Source organism: Streptomyces sennicomposti (assembly GCF_019890635.1).
Lineage (GTDB): Bacteria > Actinomycetota > Actinomycetes > Streptomycetales > Streptomycetaceae > Streptomyces > Streptomyces sennicomposti.
In genome coordinates this window covers 70,443-88,443 of sequence record NZ_JAIOAB010000020.1, presented here as the reverse complement: position 1 = coordinate 88,443, position 18,001 = coordinate 70,443, and the positions used below count along the sequence as shown (strand labels likewise).

The window sequence follows — 18,001 nt, the reverse complement described above, 5'->3', positions numbered from 1 at the left end:
GACGATGCACATGCCCACCGGCGGAGCGTGGCGCAGAGGGCTTCGGGCCGCGGCTTCGGCGGCCGTCGGCCTGCTGCTGGTGGGCGGTACGGCCACACAGGCTCATGCCGACTCGACACGCTCGCAGCAGTGGTTCCTGGACGCCATGCACGCCGAGGAGATGTGGCGGACGAGCACGGGCGAGGGCATCACGGTCGCGGTCGTCGACCGCGGAGTCGATCCCCAGAACCCCGACCTCAAGGGACGCGTCCTCGACGGGTTGGACCTGGCGACCAGCCGCCCCGGCGACGAGCACACGGACATCGACGGTCACGGTACGGGAATGGCCGGGCTCATCGCCGGTACAGGTGCGTACGGAGGGGGAAAGGGGGCCTTCGGCCTGGCACCGGGCGCGAAAATCCTCCCCATCCGGATGCCGGGCACCGATGACGACAACCCGTTCGCAGGCCCCGCCTACCTCAGCAAGGCGATTCGGTACGCGGCCGACAAGGGCGCTCAGGTCATCAATATCTCCCTGGGGTCGACCGCGCACTCGCCGGAGCTGGATGCCGCGGTGAAGTACGCCCTCGGCCACGGCTCGCTCATCTTCGCCGCGACAGGCAACTCCGGGAACAAGGGCAACCCGGTCGAATACCCGGCCGCCACACCCGGCGTCGTGGGTGTGGGAGCCGTCGGCGAGAACCTCCGGCGGACGCCGTGGTCGACGTACGGCACCCAAGTCGACGTCTCCGCCCCCGGCGAGGACATGGTCCACGCCTGCGGCGGCAAGACGGGCCTCTGCAAGACGGAGGGCACCAGTGACGCCACCGCCCTCGCTTCCGCCAGCGCGGCCCTGATCTGGTCCCAGCATCCGACCTGGACCAACAATCAGGTCCTGCGGGTCATGCTGAACACGATCGGTGGTCCGACCGACGGTGCCAAGCGCAACGACTCCATCGGGTACGGGATCGTCCGTCCGCGTATCGCGTTGAAGACCCCGGGCGACCCGGGCCCGGCGGACGTGTACCCGCTCCCGGACCTGGCGGCCGCGGCGACACCCTCTTCGTCCCCGTCCGCGAAGAGCCCCGCGCCCAAGGGCGAGAGCGGCTCCACGCCGGACAGCGACACGGCCCCCGCTGCCGCCCCCTCCGCAGAGAAGGAGGGAGACGGTGACACCACGCTCTGGATCGCCCTGGGCGTCGGAGCGGTCGTCGTCCTCGGCGGCGGCGCGGTGGCCTTTGTGCTGGCCAGGCGCCGCCGCTCCGCGGCCAAACTGGGCAGGGAACACGCCGCAGCCGCGGCGACCCAGTATCTGAACGCGGTCGCCTACCCGGACCGCGCCGGCACCGTCACCGTCCTTCCCGCCACGGGAACGGACTACGCCTACGGCTGGACGTTCCAGTTCGACTTCGCGCAGCACGCGCAAAGCGCCGCCCCGACGAACACGTCCTCCCCCTACGTCATCGTCGTACCGCACTCCGGCGCGACCCCGCACTTCCCACCGGCCCACCTCCCCACGGCCCAGTACATGGCGATGTGCGCCGCCGGCGACGGGGCTGTGCCTCAAGTGCGTTAAAGGGAGAAGGTGATGAGCCGACGGCTGGTGGTGTGAGCTGGTGGTCCAGACGGCGGGGGATGAATGACGGTCGGCTGGCGATGACTCAGGCGTCGACCTCACAGGACATCAAGGGTGCGCAGGCGAACCTGGGCGTGGCGACGGCCGCGCACAACGACCCGGACGCGGCGGCGATCCGCGTGAAGTCTGCGAGCGAACTGGCGGCGCTGAAGGCGAACCAGAAGAAGGCCCGCTAGGAAGCGGCGCCGCACTGGCCCGATGCCGGAGTGCGTCGTCGCAGCAGGCCTCCGACCACCGACTGACGGCCTCAGGAAGGGCGAGAGGAAACCATGGCCAGCAGGTATACCCGACGTGTGCTGCGAAGCGCTTTGGCATCGGCGGTGCTCAGCCTGCTGTCGGTGGTGCTCGTCGAGTCCCCGGCACACGCGGAGTCGACTCGGGAACAGCAGTGGTTTCTCGATGCCATGCAGGCCGAGCAGATGTGGCAGACCAGCACGGGTAAGGGCATCACGGTCGCCGTGATCGACTCGGGAGTCGATCCGGGCAACCCCGACCTGAAGGGCCGAGTTCTGCCGGGCAAGGATCTCGCACCGGACGAGGCGGGTGACGAACACACCGACTACGAGGGCCACGGCACCGGTATGGCCGGCCTGATCGCCGGGACCGGTGCCTACGGCGGGGGAAAGGGCGCTCTCGGGCTCGCGCCGGGTGTGAAGATCCTCCCGGTGCGCGTTCCCAAGGCGAGTTCCGCTGCCAGTCAGGCGGAATCCAGCACGGAGTTCAACGCGGCGGTCTCTCAGGCGATTCGTTATGCGGCGGACTCCGGTGCTCAGGTGATCAACATCTCGCTCGGGGACACGCAAGGCTCGCCTCAGCTGACCTCGGCCGTCGGGTACGCCTTGGCGAAGGGGTCCTTGATCTTCGCCTCGGTCGGCAACAGCGGAAATACGACGAACCAGGTCGAGTACCCCGCGGCGACGCCCGGTGTGGTCGGCGTCGCCGCTGTGGGGAAGGACCTGCGCCGCACCGCAGAATCCGAATTCGGCCCTCAGGTCGACATGTCAGCTCCCGGCGAGCAGATGCTCCATGCCTGTGGCGGCGGATCCGGCCTCTGCCGCTCCCACGGCACCAGTGACGCCACCGCCCTCGCCTCCGCCAGCGCGGCCCTGATTTGGTCCAAGCATCCGACCTGGACCAACAATCAGGTTCTGCGGGTCATGCTGAACACGATCGGTGGTCCGACCGATGGTGCCAAGCGCAACGACTCCATCGGGTACGGGATCGTCCGTCCGCGTATCGCGTTGAAGACCCCGGGTGATCCGGGCCCGGCGGACGTCTATCCGCTCCCGGACCTGGCGGCCGCGGCGACACCCTCTTCGTCCCCGTCCGCGAAGAGCCCCGCGCCCAAGGGCGACAGCGGCTCCGAGCCGAACAGAAACACCCCCACTGCCGCCTCCTCCGCCGAGAAGGAGGGAGACGGTGACGCCATGCTCTGGATCGCCCTGGGTGCCGGAGCGGTTGTCGTCCTCGGCGGCGGCGCGGCGGCCGTCGTGCTCGCCAGGCGCCGCCGCTCCGCGCCCGAACTGAGCAGGGAACACGCCGCAGCGGCGGCCTCCCACTGCCTGAACACCGCCGTCTATCCGGAGCGGGCCGGCTCAGTGGTCGTCTTCCCGGAGTCAGGGATCCACTTCCCCTACGGCTGGACGTTCCGCTACGACTTCAGGGAACACATGCTGACGGGTGATCCCGCCCAGGCTCCATTCAGCGCGGTCGTCGTCGTCCCGCACTCAGGGGCACAGCCCCATCTCCCCCCGACCCACCTGCCAGTCGCGCAGTACATGGAGATGTGCGCCGCGGGCGACTGGCCTCCAGCGCACGTACGCTGAGAGACCGGCCGGTCTCACGCCCTCAGCGTTCCCGTTCCCAGGTCTGGAGGACGGCCAGCGCGTACGCGACCCTGACGTCCAGATGCCGGGGAGTGAAGCGGTACGTCTTGCTGATGCCCCGGCGGTCCAGAACCGTGCCCGCGCCGGGTGCGCGCCAGCGGGTTCGGCTCGGGCGCCGGAACGTGTAGTCGTCCGCGGTGCCGTCGAAGAACGAGTACGCCATCCCGCACAGCGCGAAGAGAATCCAGACGGGGGCGGTGACCGCATAGGCGAACCACGCGTACCCGGTGCCCACTCTCCCCGTGACCGTCCGGGACGGCTCGGTGAGCTGTGCCGACCACCGGACGCGCCGCGGCCAGGGCAGGAGACGCCCGGTTCGGCGGGTGATACGGGCCAGGTGGGCGCCGTCGGACGCGTGGACGTCGTAGACGTCCGGAGTGGCAGGACGGACGGAACACCATGAGCCGCCGTCCGGTCCGAACTGGATCCAGGCGGGCGAAGGCGTCCGGCGGCCGTAGGGCTCAGTGGTGCGCGGGGCGTACACATGCGCCAGCGGAGCATCCTCGGGTCGGCGCGCAGTCGACAGCCGGATCGTCGAAGCCATTTCGGCGTCGGACGGCAAGTGGTCCGGTGGTGGGTCCGGGGACGGCAGGGGGTTGTTCACGGAGACCACGAACGTATAGGCGGTGTTGTCCACGGGGTCATCCAAACGGATTGGCGTCGGACAGCCGGCCCACGAGGTGGCCCACTGTCTCGCGGGCGTGGTCCACCTGCTCGTGGATCTTCTCGGATCCGTACTGGACCGGATCGGTGGCGATGCGCACGCCCTCCTTGTACAGGTTCTTCGCACCCGAGACGGCCTCATAGCCACGCGCCGTCCAGGACCGGGGATCGATGTAGCGGCCGACGGTTTCGCCTGTGTCGTCGATGATCGGGCGGACGGAGTCCGCGAGCGCGGGGATACGGCCCAGCGGAGTGCTCTCGATCAGCCGGGGCATCACCTTTTGGAAGGCGACGTCCGTCAGACCCGCACCGGCGCGGTAGAGGTTCCGGTCCCCGAACTCCTTCGCCACGGCGACCTTGAACCGGTCCGTCAGGGTGTCCGCCGTGATGTGGATCGCGTGCGCCTTGCTGCCGAGCGCGCCCACGTTCCGCATGACCCATTCCTCGGCGTCGTCGCCCAGTCTCGCGGTACCTCCGACATGGTCGATGATGTCGTCGGCCCGCTTCCAGGAGTCGGCTGCCTTCGCTCCGAAGTCCAGCACGTTCATCGGGATCTTGGCACCCTTGAAGGCTCCCCTGGCGACCTTCCCCGTTCGCAGAAGATCTCCGAACGGGATGAACCCGACGAGATCGAGGCCGATGTCCATCGCGTTGCCCTTCTTCGCGCCGGCCGCCCAGCCGACGCCGTGGAAGGTGAGGGCACCGGCGTTGAGCGCCATGCCGATGCCCTCGAAGACGACGGCACCGATGATCGTTTCGGAGAAGACGACGGCGAGGACGTCACACGCGGCGCTGGCGTAGCCGAGCCAGTCCCCGATCTTGTAGATCGTGTCCGCGTGTTTCTGGATCCAGTGCCAAAGGTCGTCGGCCAAGTCCGCGATCTTGTCCTTCAGCCCCGTGAGGAGGTCGCCGAGTTTGTCGAGCAGAGACTGGTCGGGTGCGACCTCGGCGGCCTTGCGGATCGCCGCGGCGGCGGCGCGAGCCGCCTCGTCGTGGTGGTCCAGCAGCTCCTGCGCCTTCTTGATGATGGCGTTCAGCTCTTCGGTGGCATCGTTGACCCGCTTCGTCGCGTGGTCCAGACGCTGCTGCGCGTCGTGCAGCGCCGCTTCCGTGTCGAACGTCCGGCCCGCGAGTTTCAGATCCGGGTTGTTCTGCGCCGCCTTCAGCGCCTTGCGGGCCGCCTCGGCCCTCTCCTCGTAGCTGCGCGCCAGTGTCTGCGCGTCGCGCAGGTAGGACTCCCAGGAGCTCAGTGCGTGCGCGGCGTCGATCAGTGAACTGTGTCCGTCGGCCAGGTATTTCGGCAGGGAACCGGTCTTCTCGGCGAAGGCGGACGCCGCGTCGCCGATCCAGGAACCGTTCGTCTTGCCCAGCCGGGTCAGGGTGGCGTGAGCGTCGTGAAGCTGTTTGCTCACGCTGTCGAGCGCGGTGACCAGCGCATGCACCGAGGAGGGGGAGCCGGGTGCGGGGTCGAATCCGAGCGCGTCGTACGTCTGCGTGCTCATGCGGGTCGGTCTCCTCGACGCGGTCAGTAGGAGCTGAAGGGGGAGGCGGGGCCGGTCGCGTCGGCGGATGCCGGAGCCTCGGCCTCGCCGAACGCCACGGTGTCGGTGATGTCCGCGAGGACGGCCTGGTAGTGGTAGAGGTCCTGGACGTCGGCCGTGCTCAGGCAGAGCAGGAGCAGCCGGTCCTCATCGGGAAACGGCAGCCAGACCTCGATCCGGACGAAGAAGCGTTCTTGCTCTCCCTCTGGCAGCTCCCACACGGCGCGGGACCCGGCGATGCGAAGGACCGCGGGGCCCGCAGGCAGGGTGATCGGCTGGACCTCGTCCGTCCCACCGCCTTCGGCAGCCTTGTCCAATACCTCCGCGATGCCCGCCGCCGTGAGGTGCGGGTCGGGGTTGTCCACGTCGCGGACGCTGACGGTGAGCGTGGCGCGGCTGATGCGCTCGGGGAGCTCGGAGCCGTCCGCGCTGCCGCCGATGGGGAAGATGCCGAGCGCGTTGTAGACGGCGCCGCCCTCGACGAGTATCTCGGCGTTCGCCGCGTACATGGTCGCAGTCAGGTCGCGCAGGGGCTCGAGGTCCTCCCGTTCACCCCAGTAGTCGCGGGCGAACTGCCGGAACCGCTCGTCGACGGCGTCCTCGTCCGCCCCGATGCCCAGCGGAACGGCATGGAACTCGGGCTGGACCTGGAAGCGGACAGCCGGGGGCGGCTGCGTCGCTGTGCCGCCGTCGGGATCAGCCGTCCAAGAATCGTGGCCGGCTGTCACCGGTCATCGGCCTTCGCCGCCTCGCCGAGCTTCACGGAGCGCGTCATCGCCGCGACTTGATCCTCCAGATGCTGGAAGAGCCGGCCCGACTCCGCGACCTTCTCGGTGATGCCCTCCGCGGCCTCGGCGATCAGCTTGATGCCGTACCCCCACTTGTCCTGGAAGTCGTCGCAGGCGCTTTCCACCTCGTCGGAGCCGGATCCTTTAGGGCCGATGTCCTTCAGTTGCTTCATCGCGGACCGCATTCCGCCCGCGCATCCGCCGAGATCCCTGATGAGGGTGGAGAGTGCCTGGAACTCCGCCTTGCAGTAACTGGTCAACGCCGTCGTTCCCCCTCCAGTCCGAACGAGATCGATTTTGGCACAGGGGGCTGTCGGACAGGGCAGGGGTGGGTGGTCCGTGGGGCCGGCCGTGGGTCCGGTCGTGGGTCCGGTCACCGGCGGCGGGTCGTCAGGTGGGGGTTGATCTCAGATTCCGGACAGTCACTGCGTCCATGCTGGCCTCGGGGTTTACACAGGGGTAACACTGAAGGGCCGGTCGTTTCCCGGGTGGCGGTGCGGTGCGCCGGAGAGTGGGCCCGGGGCGACGGCCTCGTCCTGCGCGCGGCAACGGCGCCGAGCGCCCACCACCGGTCTCGTACCGGTAGCAGCCGTGCCAGAAAGGGACCCAGTGACGACCCGAGACGACACCAAGACCCGGCTCGACGCCCTGCGCGTCGAGATCGAGCGGCGCAACCCCGCCCAGCCCGAGTTCCACCAGGCCGTGCACGAAGTGCTGGACACGCTCGCGCCGGTGCTGGCGGCGCGGCCCGAGTACGCCGAGCCGGGACTCATCGAGCGGCTGTGCGAGCCCGAGCGGCAGGTCATCTTCCGGGTGCCGTGGCAGGACGACCAGGGACGCGTGCACGTCAACCGCGGGTTCCGGGTCGAGTTCAACAGCGCGCTCGGCCCGTACAAGGGCGGCCTGCGCTTCCACCCCTCCGTCAACCTCGGCATCATCAAGTTCCTCGGTTTCGAGCAGATCTTCAAGAACGCGCTGACCGGCCTCGGTATCGGCGGCGGCAAGGGCGGCAGCGACTTCGACCCGCACGGCCGCAGCGACGCGGAGATCATGCGGTTCTGCCAGTCGTTCATGACCGAGCTGTACCGCCACATCGGCGAGCACACCGACGTGCCGGCCGGTGACATCGGCGTCGGCGGGCGCGAGATCGGCTACCTGTTCGGGCAGTACCGGCGCATCACCAACCGCTGGGAGGCCGGCGTCCTCACCGGCAAGGGCGCCGGCTGGGGCGGCTCGGCGATCCGGCCCGAGGCGACCGGCTACGGCAGCGTGCTGTTCGCCGCGGCGATGCTGCGCGAGCGCGGCGAGGACCTGGAGGGGCAGACGGCGGTCGTCTCCGGCTCCGGCAACGTCGCCATCTACACCGTCGAGAAGCTGCTCGCCCTCGGCGCCAACCCGCTGACCTGCTCGGACTCCAGCGGCTACGTCGTCGACGACAAGGGCATCGACGTCGAGCTGCTCAAGCAGATCAAGGAGGTCGAGCGCGGGCGGATCAGCGAGTACGCCGAGCGGCGCGGGGCCTCGGCCCGGTTCGTGCCCGGCGGACGCGTCTGGGAGGTGCCCGCCGACGTCGCGCTGCCGTCCGCCACGCAGAACGAGCTGGACGAGAACGACGCCGCCGCTCTCGTCCGCAACGGCGTGAAGGCGGTCGCGGAGGGCGCGAACATGCCCACCACGCCCGAGGCCGTGCACCTGTTCCAGCGCGCGGGCGTCGCCTTCGGCCCCGGCAAGGCCGCCAACGCGGGCGGCGTCGCGGTGAGCGCCCTGGAGATGGCCCAGAACCACGCCCGTACGGCGTGGTCGCCGGCCAAGGTGGAGGAGGAACTCGCGCACATCATGAGCGCCATCCACACCACCTGCCACGAGACCGCCGAGCGCTACGGCGCCCCCGGCGACTACGTCACCGGCGCCAACATCGCCGGCTTCGAACGGGTCGCCGACGCGATGCTCGCCCAGGGCGTCATCTGACACACGTGTGACCGCGCGGGGGAGTGCGTCGTACACCCCCGCGCCCCGCCCCGGCGCACCCCCGGCAGACCCTCGCGCCCCGCCCGGCACACCCCCAGCACACCCCCGCGCCCCGCCCCGGCAGAACCGGGACGGGGCGCGGGCGTGGTGAGCCGAGTCGGCGCCGCCGGCTCGGTGTGAGCCGAGCCGGAGCCGTCGGCTCAGTGTGAGCCGAGTCGGCCTCGCCGGCTCAGTGCGCGGCAGCCGCCCCCGCCGGGGCGCCCCCGCGGCCGGTCGGCCGGGCGATGACCAGTACGCCGGAGGCCACCGCGGCGAGCAGCATCGCGGCCACGCCCCACCAGATGGCGTGCGTGTAGCCGTGCACGATGCCCTCGCGCAGCACCTGCGCCTTCTGCGCGGGGTTCTTCAGGTGCTGGCCGACGTACGTGCTCGTCGCCGAGGTGGCGATCGTGTTCAGCAGCGCCGTGCCGAGCGAACCGCCCACCTGCTGCGAGGTGTTGACCATCGCGGAGGTCACACCGGCGTCCTGCGGCCGCACCCCGTGGGTCGCGGTGGAGAAGACCGGCATGAAGGTCAGGCCCATGCCGAGGCCGAGCAGCAGCTCGGCGGGCAGGACGTGGGTGGCGTACGCGGAGTCCACGCCGAGCTGGGTGAGGACGGCGAGGCCCGCCGCGGCGAGCAGCATGCCGGGCACCATCAGCAGGCGCGGGGGCGTACGGGGCAGCAGCCGGGCGGAGATCTGCGTGGAGCCCAGGATGATCATCGCGGACATGGGCAGGAACGCTAGGCCGCTGCGGACCGGGGTGTAGCCGAGGATGCCCTGGAAGTAGTAGGTCATGAACAGGAACAGACCGAACATGCCGATCGTGGCCAGGCCCATGGTCAGGAAGCAGCCCGCGCGGTTGCGGTCGGCGAGGATGCGCAGCGGCAGCAGCGGGTGCTTGGCGTAGTTCTGCCAGACGACGAACGCGGCCAGCAGCACCACGCCGCCGATCAGCAGGGTGACCACCAGGCTGTCGCTCCAGCCGCGCGGCTCGGCCTCCGAGAAGCCGTAGACCACGGCGACCAGGCCGCCGCAGCCGAGGATGACGCCGGGGATGTCCAGGCGGGCCTCGCGGTGGCCGGGACGGTCGTGCAGCAGCATGAGCGCGCCGACGACCGCGATGGCGGCGATCGGGATGTTCACGTACAGGCACCAGCGCCAGTTCGCGTACGAGGTCAGGATGCCGCCGAGCAGCAGGCCGATCGCGGCGCCCGCGCCGGCGATGGCGCCGTAGATGCCGAACGCCTTCCCGCGCTCGCGCGGGTCGGTGAACGTGGTCGTCATCAAGGAGAGCGCGGAGGGCGCGAGGACGGCGCCGAACACGCCCTGCAGCGCGCGGGCGGCGAACAGCATGCCCGGGGTCTCGGAGGCGCCGCCGATCGCGGAGGCGACCGCGAAGCCGATGAGGCCGATGATGAAGGTGCGCTTGCGGCCGACCAGGTCGGCGATGCGGCCGCCGAGCAGCAGCAGACCGCCGAAGGCGAGGGTGTAGGCGGTGATGACCCACTGGCGGTTGCCGTCGGACATGCCGAGGGCCTTCTGCGCGGAGGGCAGCGCGATGTTCACGATGGTCGCGTCGAGGACCACCATCAACTGCGCCAGCGCGATGACCACCAGACCCCACCAGCGGCGGGGGTCGGGGGCGTCGGCGGTGCCGTGCGCGGTGGGGGCCGGAGCCGTGCGTATGGCCTCGGCCGGGGGAGAGTCGTTCATGACGAGAACGTCACTTCCTTGCTCGTGATGGTGGCGTGCGTGGTCCGCGGGCGTGTGTGGGGGTGCGGGGCGGTGGGGCGCCACGGCTGGCTGCGGGCGCCACGGCGGTGGGGCGCCACGGCGGTGGGGCGCCACGGCGGTGGGGCGCCCGCCCCTGAGGGCCGGTCCCGCGGAGAACGGGGACTGCGCGGACCTCGGTGGTACCGGGTGTCCCGTTCCGCGGTGACCCGAACGGACCAATGATCGGTCATGGGAGCCGATCGTCAGTATGGCTGATGGTCAGTGAAGTGTACGCTGCCCGCATGAAGGATGAGGGTCCCCCTGATGTACTTTCCCGTCGGCTGGGATATCTCCTGAAGCACGCCTATCTGGCGATGGCCGCCGAGATGGAGGCCGCGCTCGCGCCGTTCCGCCTGCTCCCGCGCGAGCTGGGCGTCATGGCGGTGATCGCCGCCTCGCCGGAACAGCCGTCCCAGCTGGAGATCGCCGCCCGGCTCGAGGTCGACCGCACGACGATGGTCGGCGTCATCGACTCGCTGGAGAGCAAGGGGTACGTGGAGCGCCACCGCAGCGACCGCGACCGGCGCCGCAACGTGGTGACGCTCACCCCGGCCGGCCGGGTGTGCCTCACGGAGGCGGACGAGGCCCGCGAACGCGTGGAGCGCGACTTCGTCGCCCCGCTGGACGAGGAGTCCGCCGCCGCGCTGTCCGAGGCGCTGCTCACCCTGCACCTGTTCCGCACCGGCGCGGCCCGAGCCCGCCTCGCGGCCACCGCCCCCTGTACGGGCCCCGCGCCCGACGCCCCCGCGCCGCGCCCGACGCCCGAACACCCGCCGCGCCCCCCGGAACACTCCACCTGACACCACACCCCCACCCGGCACCACACCCCCACCCGGCGCGCCCCGCACTCCCACCCGGTGCCGCGCCCCCGCCTGCCACCCATCCCGGCGTGCTCGGCACCCATCCCGGCGTGCTCGGCACCCACCCCGGCGTGCTCGGCACCCACCCCGGCGCGCTCGGCGCCCCGCGCCCGGCGCCCACGCCGGCGCACTGCCCCGCCCCGCCCCGTGCCCGGCGGAGCGGGGCAGGACGCACGACACCCCTCCGCCGCGCGGGCGAACTCCCGTACGATGCGTCACCGTGGCGATACAGAACCCGCCCCCGTGGGGGCCCTACGGCGGCCCGCCGCCCCCTGCCCCGAACATCCCGGCGAAGGACCTGCGCCCGCGCCGCCTCTGGTACGTGGTGGGCGCGCTGCTGGGCGTCGTCCTGGCCGTCGCCGGCGCCGTCCTCCTCGCGGTGACGGTGAAGGACACGGTGGACTCGGTCGACACGGCCCGCAGCTTCACCGGCGGCCAGGCGCGGACGTTCCGCTTCGTCGCGGGGGAGACCAAGGCGATCTACGTCTCCCAGTCGGGACCGGGCCACGTCGAGTGCCGGATCCCGGGGATGCCGTCCGGTTCGATGACCCAGCCGGACAGCACCTTCCGTATCACCTCGGGGGGCAGGAGATGGGAGCGCGTCTTCGAGGTGAAGCCCGGCGGCAGCGGCGACTACACGCTCACCTGCACTTCGGAACTGCCGGCCCGGTTCGCGCTCGGCGACAAGCCCGAAGTCGGTTCCATGGTCGGCGGCATCGCCGCGGGGATCGGCTGCTTCATCGCCGCGCTCGCCGCGACGGTCACCATCTGCGTCGTCACGGCCGTCCGCCGAGGCCGCCACCGCCGCCGCCTCGCCGCCACCTGGCCCCCGCCCCCGCAGTGGGGCGCCCCGCCGCCTCCGTACGGCCCCACCCCGGGAACACCACCTCCGTACGGCCCCGCCCCGGGCACCCCGCCCGGATACTGAGCCGAGGGACTCGACCCCGGGACGGGAGCGGCGCGTCCGTGCACCCGGCCCCCAGGGACGCACCCCGCCCGCTCCGATGTACGCCTGTGCGCCCTCCGGTTTGACCTACGTCACCCCCGGGGTAATCTCTTCGGCTCGATTGGCCAGGCTGCCGTGGCGTATGGCAGACTGTCCGAGTTGCTCGGTCGAGTGTTGATGCTGCGCGCCTCCCGCCGGGAGGACCGGAAGCGAGTCCCACAGTACTCGTCGCCCTAACTGCCGAAAGGCAGCGCTGGGGCGGACGTACGGGAATCTTCCGGGAAGCGTGGGCGCGGCACCGGCCAGGCGCCCGGTGGGTCTTCGATCCCCGGCTCGCGGTTCCGGTAGGGCCGTGTGCAATCCCGCAGGGATGTTCGAACAAGGGACATCTGTGTCAGCGGGAGCGCGACACGCCCGACCGCGTGGGTCGGAGAGCGACACGAAGGACCAAGGGAAACCGCGGAAGCACACCGGGTTCCAGAGCGTGAGAAGAGACAGGACTACGAAGTAGCCATGGCGGGACAGAAGATCCGCATCCGGCTCAAGGCCTACGACCACGAGGTCATCGACTCCTCGGCGAAGAAGATCGTCGAGACGGTGACCCGCACTGGTGCGTCGGTCGCGGGCCCGGTGCCGCTGCCCACTGAGAAGAACGTGTACTGCGTCATCAAGTCGCCGCACAAGTACAAGGACTCGCGCGAGCACTTCGAGATGCGCACGCACAAGCGCCTGATCGACATCCTCGACCCGACCCCCAAGACCGTTGACTCTCTGATGCGACTCGACCTCCCGGCCGGTGTCGACATCGAGATCAAGCTCTGAGGCTGGTGGGCTGAGAATGGCTAAGCAGATCAAGGGCATCCTGGGCGAGAAGCTCGGCATGACGCAGGTGTGGGACGAGAACAACCGTGTTGTTCCGGTCACCGTCGTCAAGGCCGGCCCCAACGTCGTCACCCAGGTCCGTACGAACGATGTCGACGGCTACGAGTCGGTCCAGATCGCCTTCGGCGAGATCGACCCGCGCAAGGTGAACAAGCCCCTCAAGGGCCACTTCGCCAAGGCCGACGTCACCCCCCGCCGTCACCTCGTCGAGATCCGCACCGCGGACGCCGCCGAGTACACCCTCGGCCAGGAGATCACCGCTGAGGTGTTCGAGGCCGGCGTGAAGGTCGACGTCACCGGCAAGAGCAAGGGCAAGGGCTTCGCCGGTGTCATGAAGCGCCACAACTTCGGTGGCCTCGGCGCCGGGCACGGCACCCAGCGCAAGCACCGCTCGCCCGGTTCCATCGGTGGCTGCGCCACCCCGGGCCGTGTGTTCAAGGGCCTCCGCATGGCGGGTCGTATGGGCAACGAGCGGGTCACCACCCAGAACCTGACCGTCCACGCCGTTGACGCGGAGAAGGGTCTGCTGCTCATCAAGGGCGCGGTTCCCGGTCCGAACGGCGGCCTCGTCCTGGTCCGCACCGCGGCCAAGGGGGCCTGAGGTAACCGATGAGCACTGTTGACATCCTTTCGCCGGCGGGCGAGAAGGCCGGTACCGTCGAGCTCCCCGCGGAGATCTTCGGCGTTGAGAAGGTCAGCGTTCCGCTGATCCACCAGGTCGTCGTCGCGCAGCTGGCCGCTGCCCGTCAGGGCACCCACAAGACCAAGACCCGTGGCGAGGTCCGCGGCGGTGGCAAGAAGCCGTACCGCCAGAAGGGCACCGGTCGCGCCCGTCAGGGTTCGACCCGCGCGCCGCAGTTCGCCGGTGGTGGCGTCGTGCACGGTCCCGTGCCGCGCGACTACTCGCAGCGGACCCCGAAGAAGATGAAGGCCGCGGCCCTGCGCCACGCCCTCACCGACCGGGCCCGCCACAACCGCATCCACGTCGTCTCCGGCGTGGTCGAGGGCGAGATCTCCACCAAGGCCGCCAAGACGCTGTTCGGCAAGATCAGCGAGCGCAAGAACCTGCTGCTCGTCGCCGACCGCTCCGACGAGGCCGCGTGGCTGTCCGCCCGCAACCTGCCCCAGGTCCACATCCTGGAGCCGGGCCAGCTGAACACGTACGACGTTCTCGTCTCGGACGACGTGGTCTTCACCAAGGCCGCTTTCGAGTCCTTCGTCGCCGGCCCGAACAAGGCCAACGACACCGAAGGGAGCGAGGCCTGATGGCTACGCGTCACCCCTCCATCGCCTCGAAGGCCGCCAAGGCCGCCAAGGCCGCGCGCGTCGCCAAGGCGCGCCGTCACGCCGCCGAGGGCAAGAACACCGTCGAGACCCCGCTGAGCAAGTCGTTCACGGACCCCCGTGACGTGCTGCTCAAGCCGGTCGTCTCGGAGAAGAGCTACGCGCTCCTCGACGAGAACAAGTACACGTTCATCGTCGACCCGAACGCCAACAAGACCCAGATCAAGCAGGCCGTCCAGGCGGTCTTCGAGGTCAAGGTCACCGGGGTCAACACGATCAACCGCCAGGGCAAGCGCAAGCGGACCCGCACCGGCTTCGGCCAGCGCGCGGCGACCAAGCGCGCGATCGTGACCCTCGCCGAGGGCGACCGTATCGACATCTTCGGCGGTCCGACCGCCTGACGGCGGTCCGGATCGTCCGATATCGGACGAGGACTGAGAAATGGGTATCCGCAAGTACAAGCCGACGACTCCGGGCCGTCGTGGCTCCAGCGTCGCCGACTTCGTCGAGGTCACGCGGTCCACGCCGGAGAAGTCGCTGGTCCGCCCGCTGCACAGCAAGGGCGGCCGTAACAACGCCGGTCGTGTGACCGTTCGCCACCAGGGTGGCGGACACAAGCGCGCCTACCGCGTGATCGACTTCCGTCGTCACGACAAGGACGGCGTGCCGGCGAAGGTCGCGCACATCGAGTACGACCCCAACCGCACCGCGCGCATCGCGCTGCTGCACTACGCCGACGGCGAGAAGCGCTACATCCTCGCCCCGCGCAACCTGCAGCAGGGCGACCGCGTGGAGAACGGTCCCGGGGCCGACATCAAGCCGGGCAACAACCTGGCCATCCGCAACATCCCGGTCGGTACCACGATCCACGCGATCGAGCTCCGTCCCGGTGGCGGCGCCAAGTTCGCCCGTTCCGCCGGCGCCTCCGTGCAGCTGCTCGCGAAGGAGGGCACGATGGCCCACCTCCGCATGCCGTCCGGTGAGATCCGCCTGGTCGACCAGCGCTGCCGCGCCACGGTCGGCGAGGTCGGCAACGCCGAGCAGAGCAACATCAACTGGGGCAAGGCCGGCCGCAAGCGCTGGCTGGGCGTCCGCCCGACCGTTCGCGGTGTGGCGATGAACCCGGTTGACCACCCCCACGGTGGTGGTGAGGGCAAGACCTCCGGCGGTCGCCACCCGGTCAGCCCCTGGGGTCAGAAGGAAGGTCGTACTCGTTCTCCCAAGAAGGCGAGCAACAAGTACATCGTCCGCCGCCGCAAGACGAACAAGAAGCGCTAAGGACGGGTTGAGATGCCTCGTAGCTTGAAGAAGGGGCCTTTCGTCGACGACCACCTCATCAAGAAGGTGGACGTCCAGAACGAAGCCGGCACCAAGAACGTCATCAAGACCTGGTCCCGCCGCTCGATGATCGTCCCGGCGATGCTGGGCCACACGATCGCGGTGCACAACGGCAAGACCCACATCCCGGTGTTTGTCACCGAGTCCATGGTCGGCCACAAGCTCGGCGAGTTCTCGCCGACGCGCACCTTCCGGGGTCACGTCAAGGAAGACCGGAAGTCGAAGCGCCGCTAGTCAGCGGGGTGTGAAAGATCATGACAAACACTGAAGGGACAACCATGGAAGCCAGGGCCCAGGCGCGGTACATCCGCGTCACGCCCATGAAGGCCCGCCGTGTGGTGGACCTCATCCGTGGCATGGACGCCGCGGAGGCTCAGGCGGTCCTGCGTTTCGCCCCGCAGGCCGCGAGCGTGCCGGTGGGCAAGGTGCTGGACAGCGCCATTGCCAACGCCGCGCACAACTACGACCACACCGATGTCGACAGCCTCTACATCTCCGAGGCCTACGTCGACGAGGGCCCGACCCTGAAGCGGTTCCGGCCGCGCGCCCAGGGCCGTGCCTACCGGATCCGCAAGCGGACCAGCCACATCACCGTGGTCGTCAGCAGCAAGGAAGGAACCCGGTAATGGGCCAGAAGGTAAACCCGCACGGGTTCCGGCTCGGTGTCACGACCGACTTCAAGTCGCGTTGGTACGCCGACAAGCTGTACAAGGACTACGTCAAGGAAGACGTCGCCATCCGTCGGATGATGACGTCCGGCATGGAGCGCGCCGGCATCTCCAAGGTGGAGATCGAGCGCACCCGTGACCGCGTCCGCGTGGACATCCACACGGCCCGTCCGGGCATCGTCATCGGCCGCCGTGGCGCCGAGGCCGACCGCATCCGCGGCGACCTCGAGAAGCTCACGGGCAAGCAGGTCCAGCTGAACATCCTCGAGGTCAAGAACCCCGAGACCGACGCTCAGCTGGTTGCCCAGGCCGTCGCCGAGCAGCTCTCCTCCCGCGTCTCCTTCCGCCGTGCCATGCGCAAGAGCATGCAGTCGGCGATGAAGGCCGGCGCCAAGGGCATCAAGATCCAGTGCGGCGGCCGCCTCGGCGGCGCCGAGATGTCCCGCTCGGAGTTCTACCGCGAGGGCCGCGTGCCCCTGCACACGCTCCGCGCGAACGTGGACTACGGCTTCTTCGAGGCCAAGACGACCTTCGGCCGCATCGGCGTGAAGGTCTGGATCTACAAGGGCGACGTGAAGAACATCGCCGAGGTCCGCGCCGAGAACGCCGCCGCCCGTGCGGGCAACCGCCCGGCCCGTGGTGGCGCCGACCGCCCGGCCCGTGGTGGCCGCGGTGGCGAGCGGCGCGGTCGCAAGCCGCAGCAGCAGTCGGCTCCGGCCGCCGAGGCCCCCAAGGCCGAGGCTCCGGCCGCTGCCGCTCCGGCTGAGAGCACCGGAACGGAGGCCTGACCGAAATGCTGATCCCCCGTAGGGTCAAGCACCGCAAGCAGCACCACCCGAAGCGCAACGGTATGTCCAAGGGTGGAACGCAGGTTGCGTTCGGCGAGTACGGCATCCAGGCGCTGACCCCGGCCTACGTGACGAACCGCCAGATCGAGGCGGCTCGTATCGCGATGACCCGCCACATCAAGCGTGGCGGCAAGGTCTGGATCAACATCTACCCGGACCGTCCGCTGACCAAGAAGCCCGCCGAGACCCGCATGGGTTCCGGTAAGGGTTCGCCGGAGTGGTGGATCGCGAACGTCAAGCCCGGTCGGGTGATGTTCGAGCTGTCCTACCCGAACGAGAAGATCGCCCGTGAGGCGCTGACCCGTGCGGCCCACAAGCTGCCGATGAAGTGCCGGATCGTCAAGCGCGAGGCAGGTGAAGCGTGATGTCGGCCGGTACCAAGGCGTCCGAGCTGCGCGAGCTGGGCAACGAGGAGCTTCTGGGCAAGCTCCGCGAGGCCAAGGAAGAGCTGTTCAACCTCCGTTTCCAGGCGGCGACGGGCCAGCTCGAGAACCACGGCCGTCTGAAGGCGGTCCGCAAGGACATCGCGCGGATCTACACCCTGATGCGCGAGCGTGAGCTGGGCATCGAGACGGTGGAGAACGCATGAGCGAGAACAACGTGACTGAGCAGAAGACTGAGCGGAACGCCCGCAAGACGCGTGAGGGTTACGTCGTCAGCGACAAGATGGACAAGACCGTCGTCGTCGCCGTCGAGGACCGCGTCAAGCACGCGCTGTACGGCAAGGTCATCCGCCGCACCAGCAAGCTCAAGGCGCACGACGAGCAGAACGCAGCCGGCATCGGCGACCGCGTCCTCCTGATGGAGACCCGGAAGCTGTCCGCCAGCAAGCACTGGCGCGTCGTCGAGATCCTCGAGAAGGCGAAGTAGCAAGCGGGGGCCTCGCCCCCGCTGACCC

At 69.7% G+C, this 18,001-nt stretch carries 22 protein-coding genes; 17 read left to right on the top strand and 5 right to left on the bottom strand.

Annotated features, from left to right (window positions below):
• The first annotated feature begins 10 nt into the window (after positions 1-10).
• The 3 genes from mycP (K7787_RS14425) (at position 11) to mycP (K7787_RS14415) (ending at position 3,441) form a co-directional block, all read left to right on the top strand.
• The gene (gene mycP, locus K7787_RS14425) at positions 11-1,555 is read left to right on the top strand and encodes a type VII secretion-associated serine protease mycosin (protein ID WP_308036352.1); all 1,545 of its coding nucleotides are present in this window, start codon (positions 11-13) and stop codon (positions 1,553-1,555) included.
• Between the two features lie 80 nt (positions 1,556-1,635).
• Positions 1,636-1,791: a hypothetical protein gene (locus K7787_RS14420; protein WP_223001628.1), complete on the top strand. Its 156-nt coding sequence runs from the start codon at positions 1,636-1,638 to the stop codon at positions 1,789-1,791.
• 117 nt (positions 1,792-1,908) lie between these two features.
• The gene (gene mycP / locus K7787_RS14415) at positions 1,909-3,441 is read left to right on the top strand and encodes a type VII secretion-associated serine protease mycosin (RefSeq protein ID WP_308036351.1); all 1,533 of its coding nucleotides are present in this window, start codon (positions 1,909-1,911) and stop codon (positions 3,439-3,441) included.
• 22 nt (positions 3,442-3,463) lie between these two features.
• On the opposite strand, the gene K7787_RS14410 is transcribed toward mycP (K7787_RS14415), so the two are convergent.
• The 4 genes from K7787_RS14410 to K7787_RS14395 are packed head-to-tail and all read right to left on the bottom strand — an operon-like array spanning position 3,464 to position 6,753.
• Positions 3,464-4,138 (bottom strand): hypothetical protein, encoded by a 675-nt coding sequence (locus K7787_RS14410; RefSeq protein WP_164387848.1) that lies wholly within the window; start codon positions 4,136-4,138, stop codon positions 3,464-3,466.
• A gap of 4 nt (positions 4,139-4,142) precedes the next feature.
• Positions 4,143-5,666 carry a putative T7SS-secreted protein gene (locus tag K7787_RS14405; protein ID WP_223001615.1) on the bottom strand — a complete coding sequence of 508 codons (1,524 nt, stop codon included), beginning with the start codon at positions 5,664-5,666 and terminating at the stop codon, positions 4,143-4,145.
• Positions 5,667-5,689: 23 nt separating this feature from the next.
• Positions 5,690-6,433 carry a hypothetical protein gene (locus K7787_RS14400; RefSeq protein ID WP_308036350.1) on the bottom strand — a complete coding sequence of 248 codons (744 nt, stop codon included), beginning with the start codon at positions 6,431-6,433 and terminating at the stop codon, positions 5,690-5,692.
• Positions 6,430-6,753, bottom strand: a complete 324-nt coding sequence (locus K7787_RS14395; RefSeq protein WP_223001614.1) for a DUF6317 family protein — start codon at positions 6,751-6,753, stop codon at positions 6,430-6,432. The genes K7787_RS14400 and K7787_RS14395 overlap by 4 nt, the downstream gene beginning before the upstream one ends.
• 349 nt (positions 6,754-7,102) lie before the next feature.
• Between K7787_RS14395 and gdhA the strand changes: the two genes are divergently transcribed.
• Positions 7,103-8,461 (top strand): NADP-specific glutamate dehydrogenase, encoded by a 1,359-nt coding sequence (gdhA, locus tag K7787_RS14390; protein ID WP_164387845.1) that lies wholly within the window; start codon positions 7,103-7,105, stop codon positions 8,459-8,461.
• A 229-nt stretch (positions 8,462-8,690) separates the two neighbouring features.
• Here the strand turns inward: gdhA and K7787_RS14385 are convergent, their stop codons facing one another.
• Positions 8,691-10,217, bottom strand: coding sequence for an MFS transporter (locus K7787_RS14385; protein WP_009190125.1), 1,527 nt, complete (start codon positions 10,215-10,217; stop codon positions 8,691-8,693).
• Positions 10,218-10,519: 302 nt separating this feature from the next.
• On the opposite strand from K7787_RS14385, the gene K7787_RS14380 reads away from it, so the two are divergent.
• The 13 genes from K7787_RS14380 (at position 10,520) to rpsQ (ending at position 17,973) form a co-directional block, all read left to right on the top strand.
• A complete protein-coding gene (locus K7787_RS14380) occupies positions 10,520-11,077 on the top strand; it encodes a MarR family winged helix-turn-helix transcriptional regulator (protein ID WP_247720871.1) in 558 nt (185 codons plus the stop codon).
• Positions 11,078-11,357: 280 nt separating this feature from the next.
• Positions 11,358-12,065 carry a serine/arginine repetitive matrix protein 2 gene (locus K7787_RS14375; protein WP_223001612.1) on the top strand — a complete coding sequence of 236 codons (708 nt, stop codon included), beginning with the start codon at positions 11,358-11,360 and terminating at the stop codon, positions 12,063-12,065.
• Positions 12,066-12,596: 531 nt separating this feature from the next.
• A complete protein-coding gene (rpsJ, locus tag K7787_RS14370) occupies positions 12,597-12,905 on the top strand; it encodes a 30S ribosomal protein S10 (RefSeq protein ID WP_003948644.1) in 309 nt (102 codons plus the stop codon).
• Positions 12,906-12,921: 16 nt separating this feature from the next.
• On the top strand, positions 12,922-13,566 hold the full coding sequence (rplC, locus tag K7787_RS14365; protein ID WP_009190129.1) for a 50S ribosomal protein L3: 645 nt from the start codon (positions 12,922-12,924) through the stop codon (positions 13,564-13,566).
• Positions 13,567-13,574: 8 nt separating this feature from the next.
• Positions 13,575-14,231: a 50S ribosomal protein L4 gene (gene rplD / locus K7787_RS14360; RefSeq protein ID WP_009190130.1), complete on the top strand. Its 657-nt coding sequence runs from the start codon at positions 13,575-13,577 to the stop codon at positions 14,229-14,231.
• Complete coding sequence (gene rplW, locus K7787_RS14355) at positions 14,231-14,650, top strand: 50S ribosomal protein L23 (protein ID WP_009190131.1); 420 nt, start codon at positions 14,231-14,233, stop codon at positions 14,648-14,650. The genes rplD and rplW overlap by 1 nt, the downstream gene beginning before the upstream one ends.
• 40 nt (positions 14,651-14,690) lie before the next feature.
• Positions 14,691-15,527, top strand: a complete 837-nt coding sequence (gene rplB, locus K7787_RS14350; protein ID WP_009190132.1) for a 50S ribosomal protein L2 — start codon at positions 14,691-14,693, stop codon at positions 15,525-15,527.
• Between the two features lie 12 nt (positions 15,528-15,539).
• Positions 15,540-15,821, top strand: coding sequence for a 30S ribosomal protein S19 (gene rpsS / locus K7787_RS14345; RefSeq protein WP_009190133.1), 282 nt, complete (start codon positions 15,540-15,542; stop codon positions 15,819-15,821).
• A 44-nt stretch (positions 15,822-15,865) separates the two neighbouring features.
• The gene (gene rplV / locus K7787_RS14340) at positions 15,866-16,213 is read left to right on the top strand and encodes a 50S ribosomal protein L22 (protein ID WP_027757868.1); all 348 of its coding nucleotides are present in this window, start codon (positions 15,866-15,868) and stop codon (positions 16,211-16,213) included.
• A complete protein-coding gene (gene rpsC, locus K7787_RS14335) occupies positions 16,213-17,043 on the top strand; it encodes a 30S ribosomal protein S3 (RefSeq protein ID WP_009190135.1) in 831 nt (276 codons plus the stop codon). The genes rplV and rpsC overlap by 1 nt, the downstream gene beginning before the upstream one ends.
• Positions 17,044-17,048: 5 nt before the next feature.
• Positions 17,049-17,468: a 50S ribosomal protein L16 gene (gene rplP / locus K7787_RS14330; RefSeq protein ID WP_009190136.1), complete on the top strand. Its 420-nt coding sequence runs from the start codon at positions 17,049-17,051 to the stop codon at positions 17,466-17,468.
• Complete coding sequence (gene rpmC, locus K7787_RS14325; protein ID WP_018564811.1) at positions 17,468-17,692, top strand: 50S ribosomal protein L29; 225 nt, start codon at positions 17,468-17,470, stop codon at positions 17,690-17,692. The genes rplP and rpmC overlap by 1 nt, the downstream gene beginning before the upstream one ends.
• The gene (gene rpsQ, locus K7787_RS14320; protein WP_009190138.1) at positions 17,689-17,973 is read left to right on the top strand and encodes a 30S ribosomal protein S17; all 285 of its coding nucleotides are present in this window, start codon (positions 17,689-17,691) and stop codon (positions 17,971-17,973) included. Before rpmC ends, rpsQ begins: the two co-directional genes overlap by 4 nt.
• The last annotated feature ends 28 nt before the right edge of the window (positions 17,974-18,001 follow it).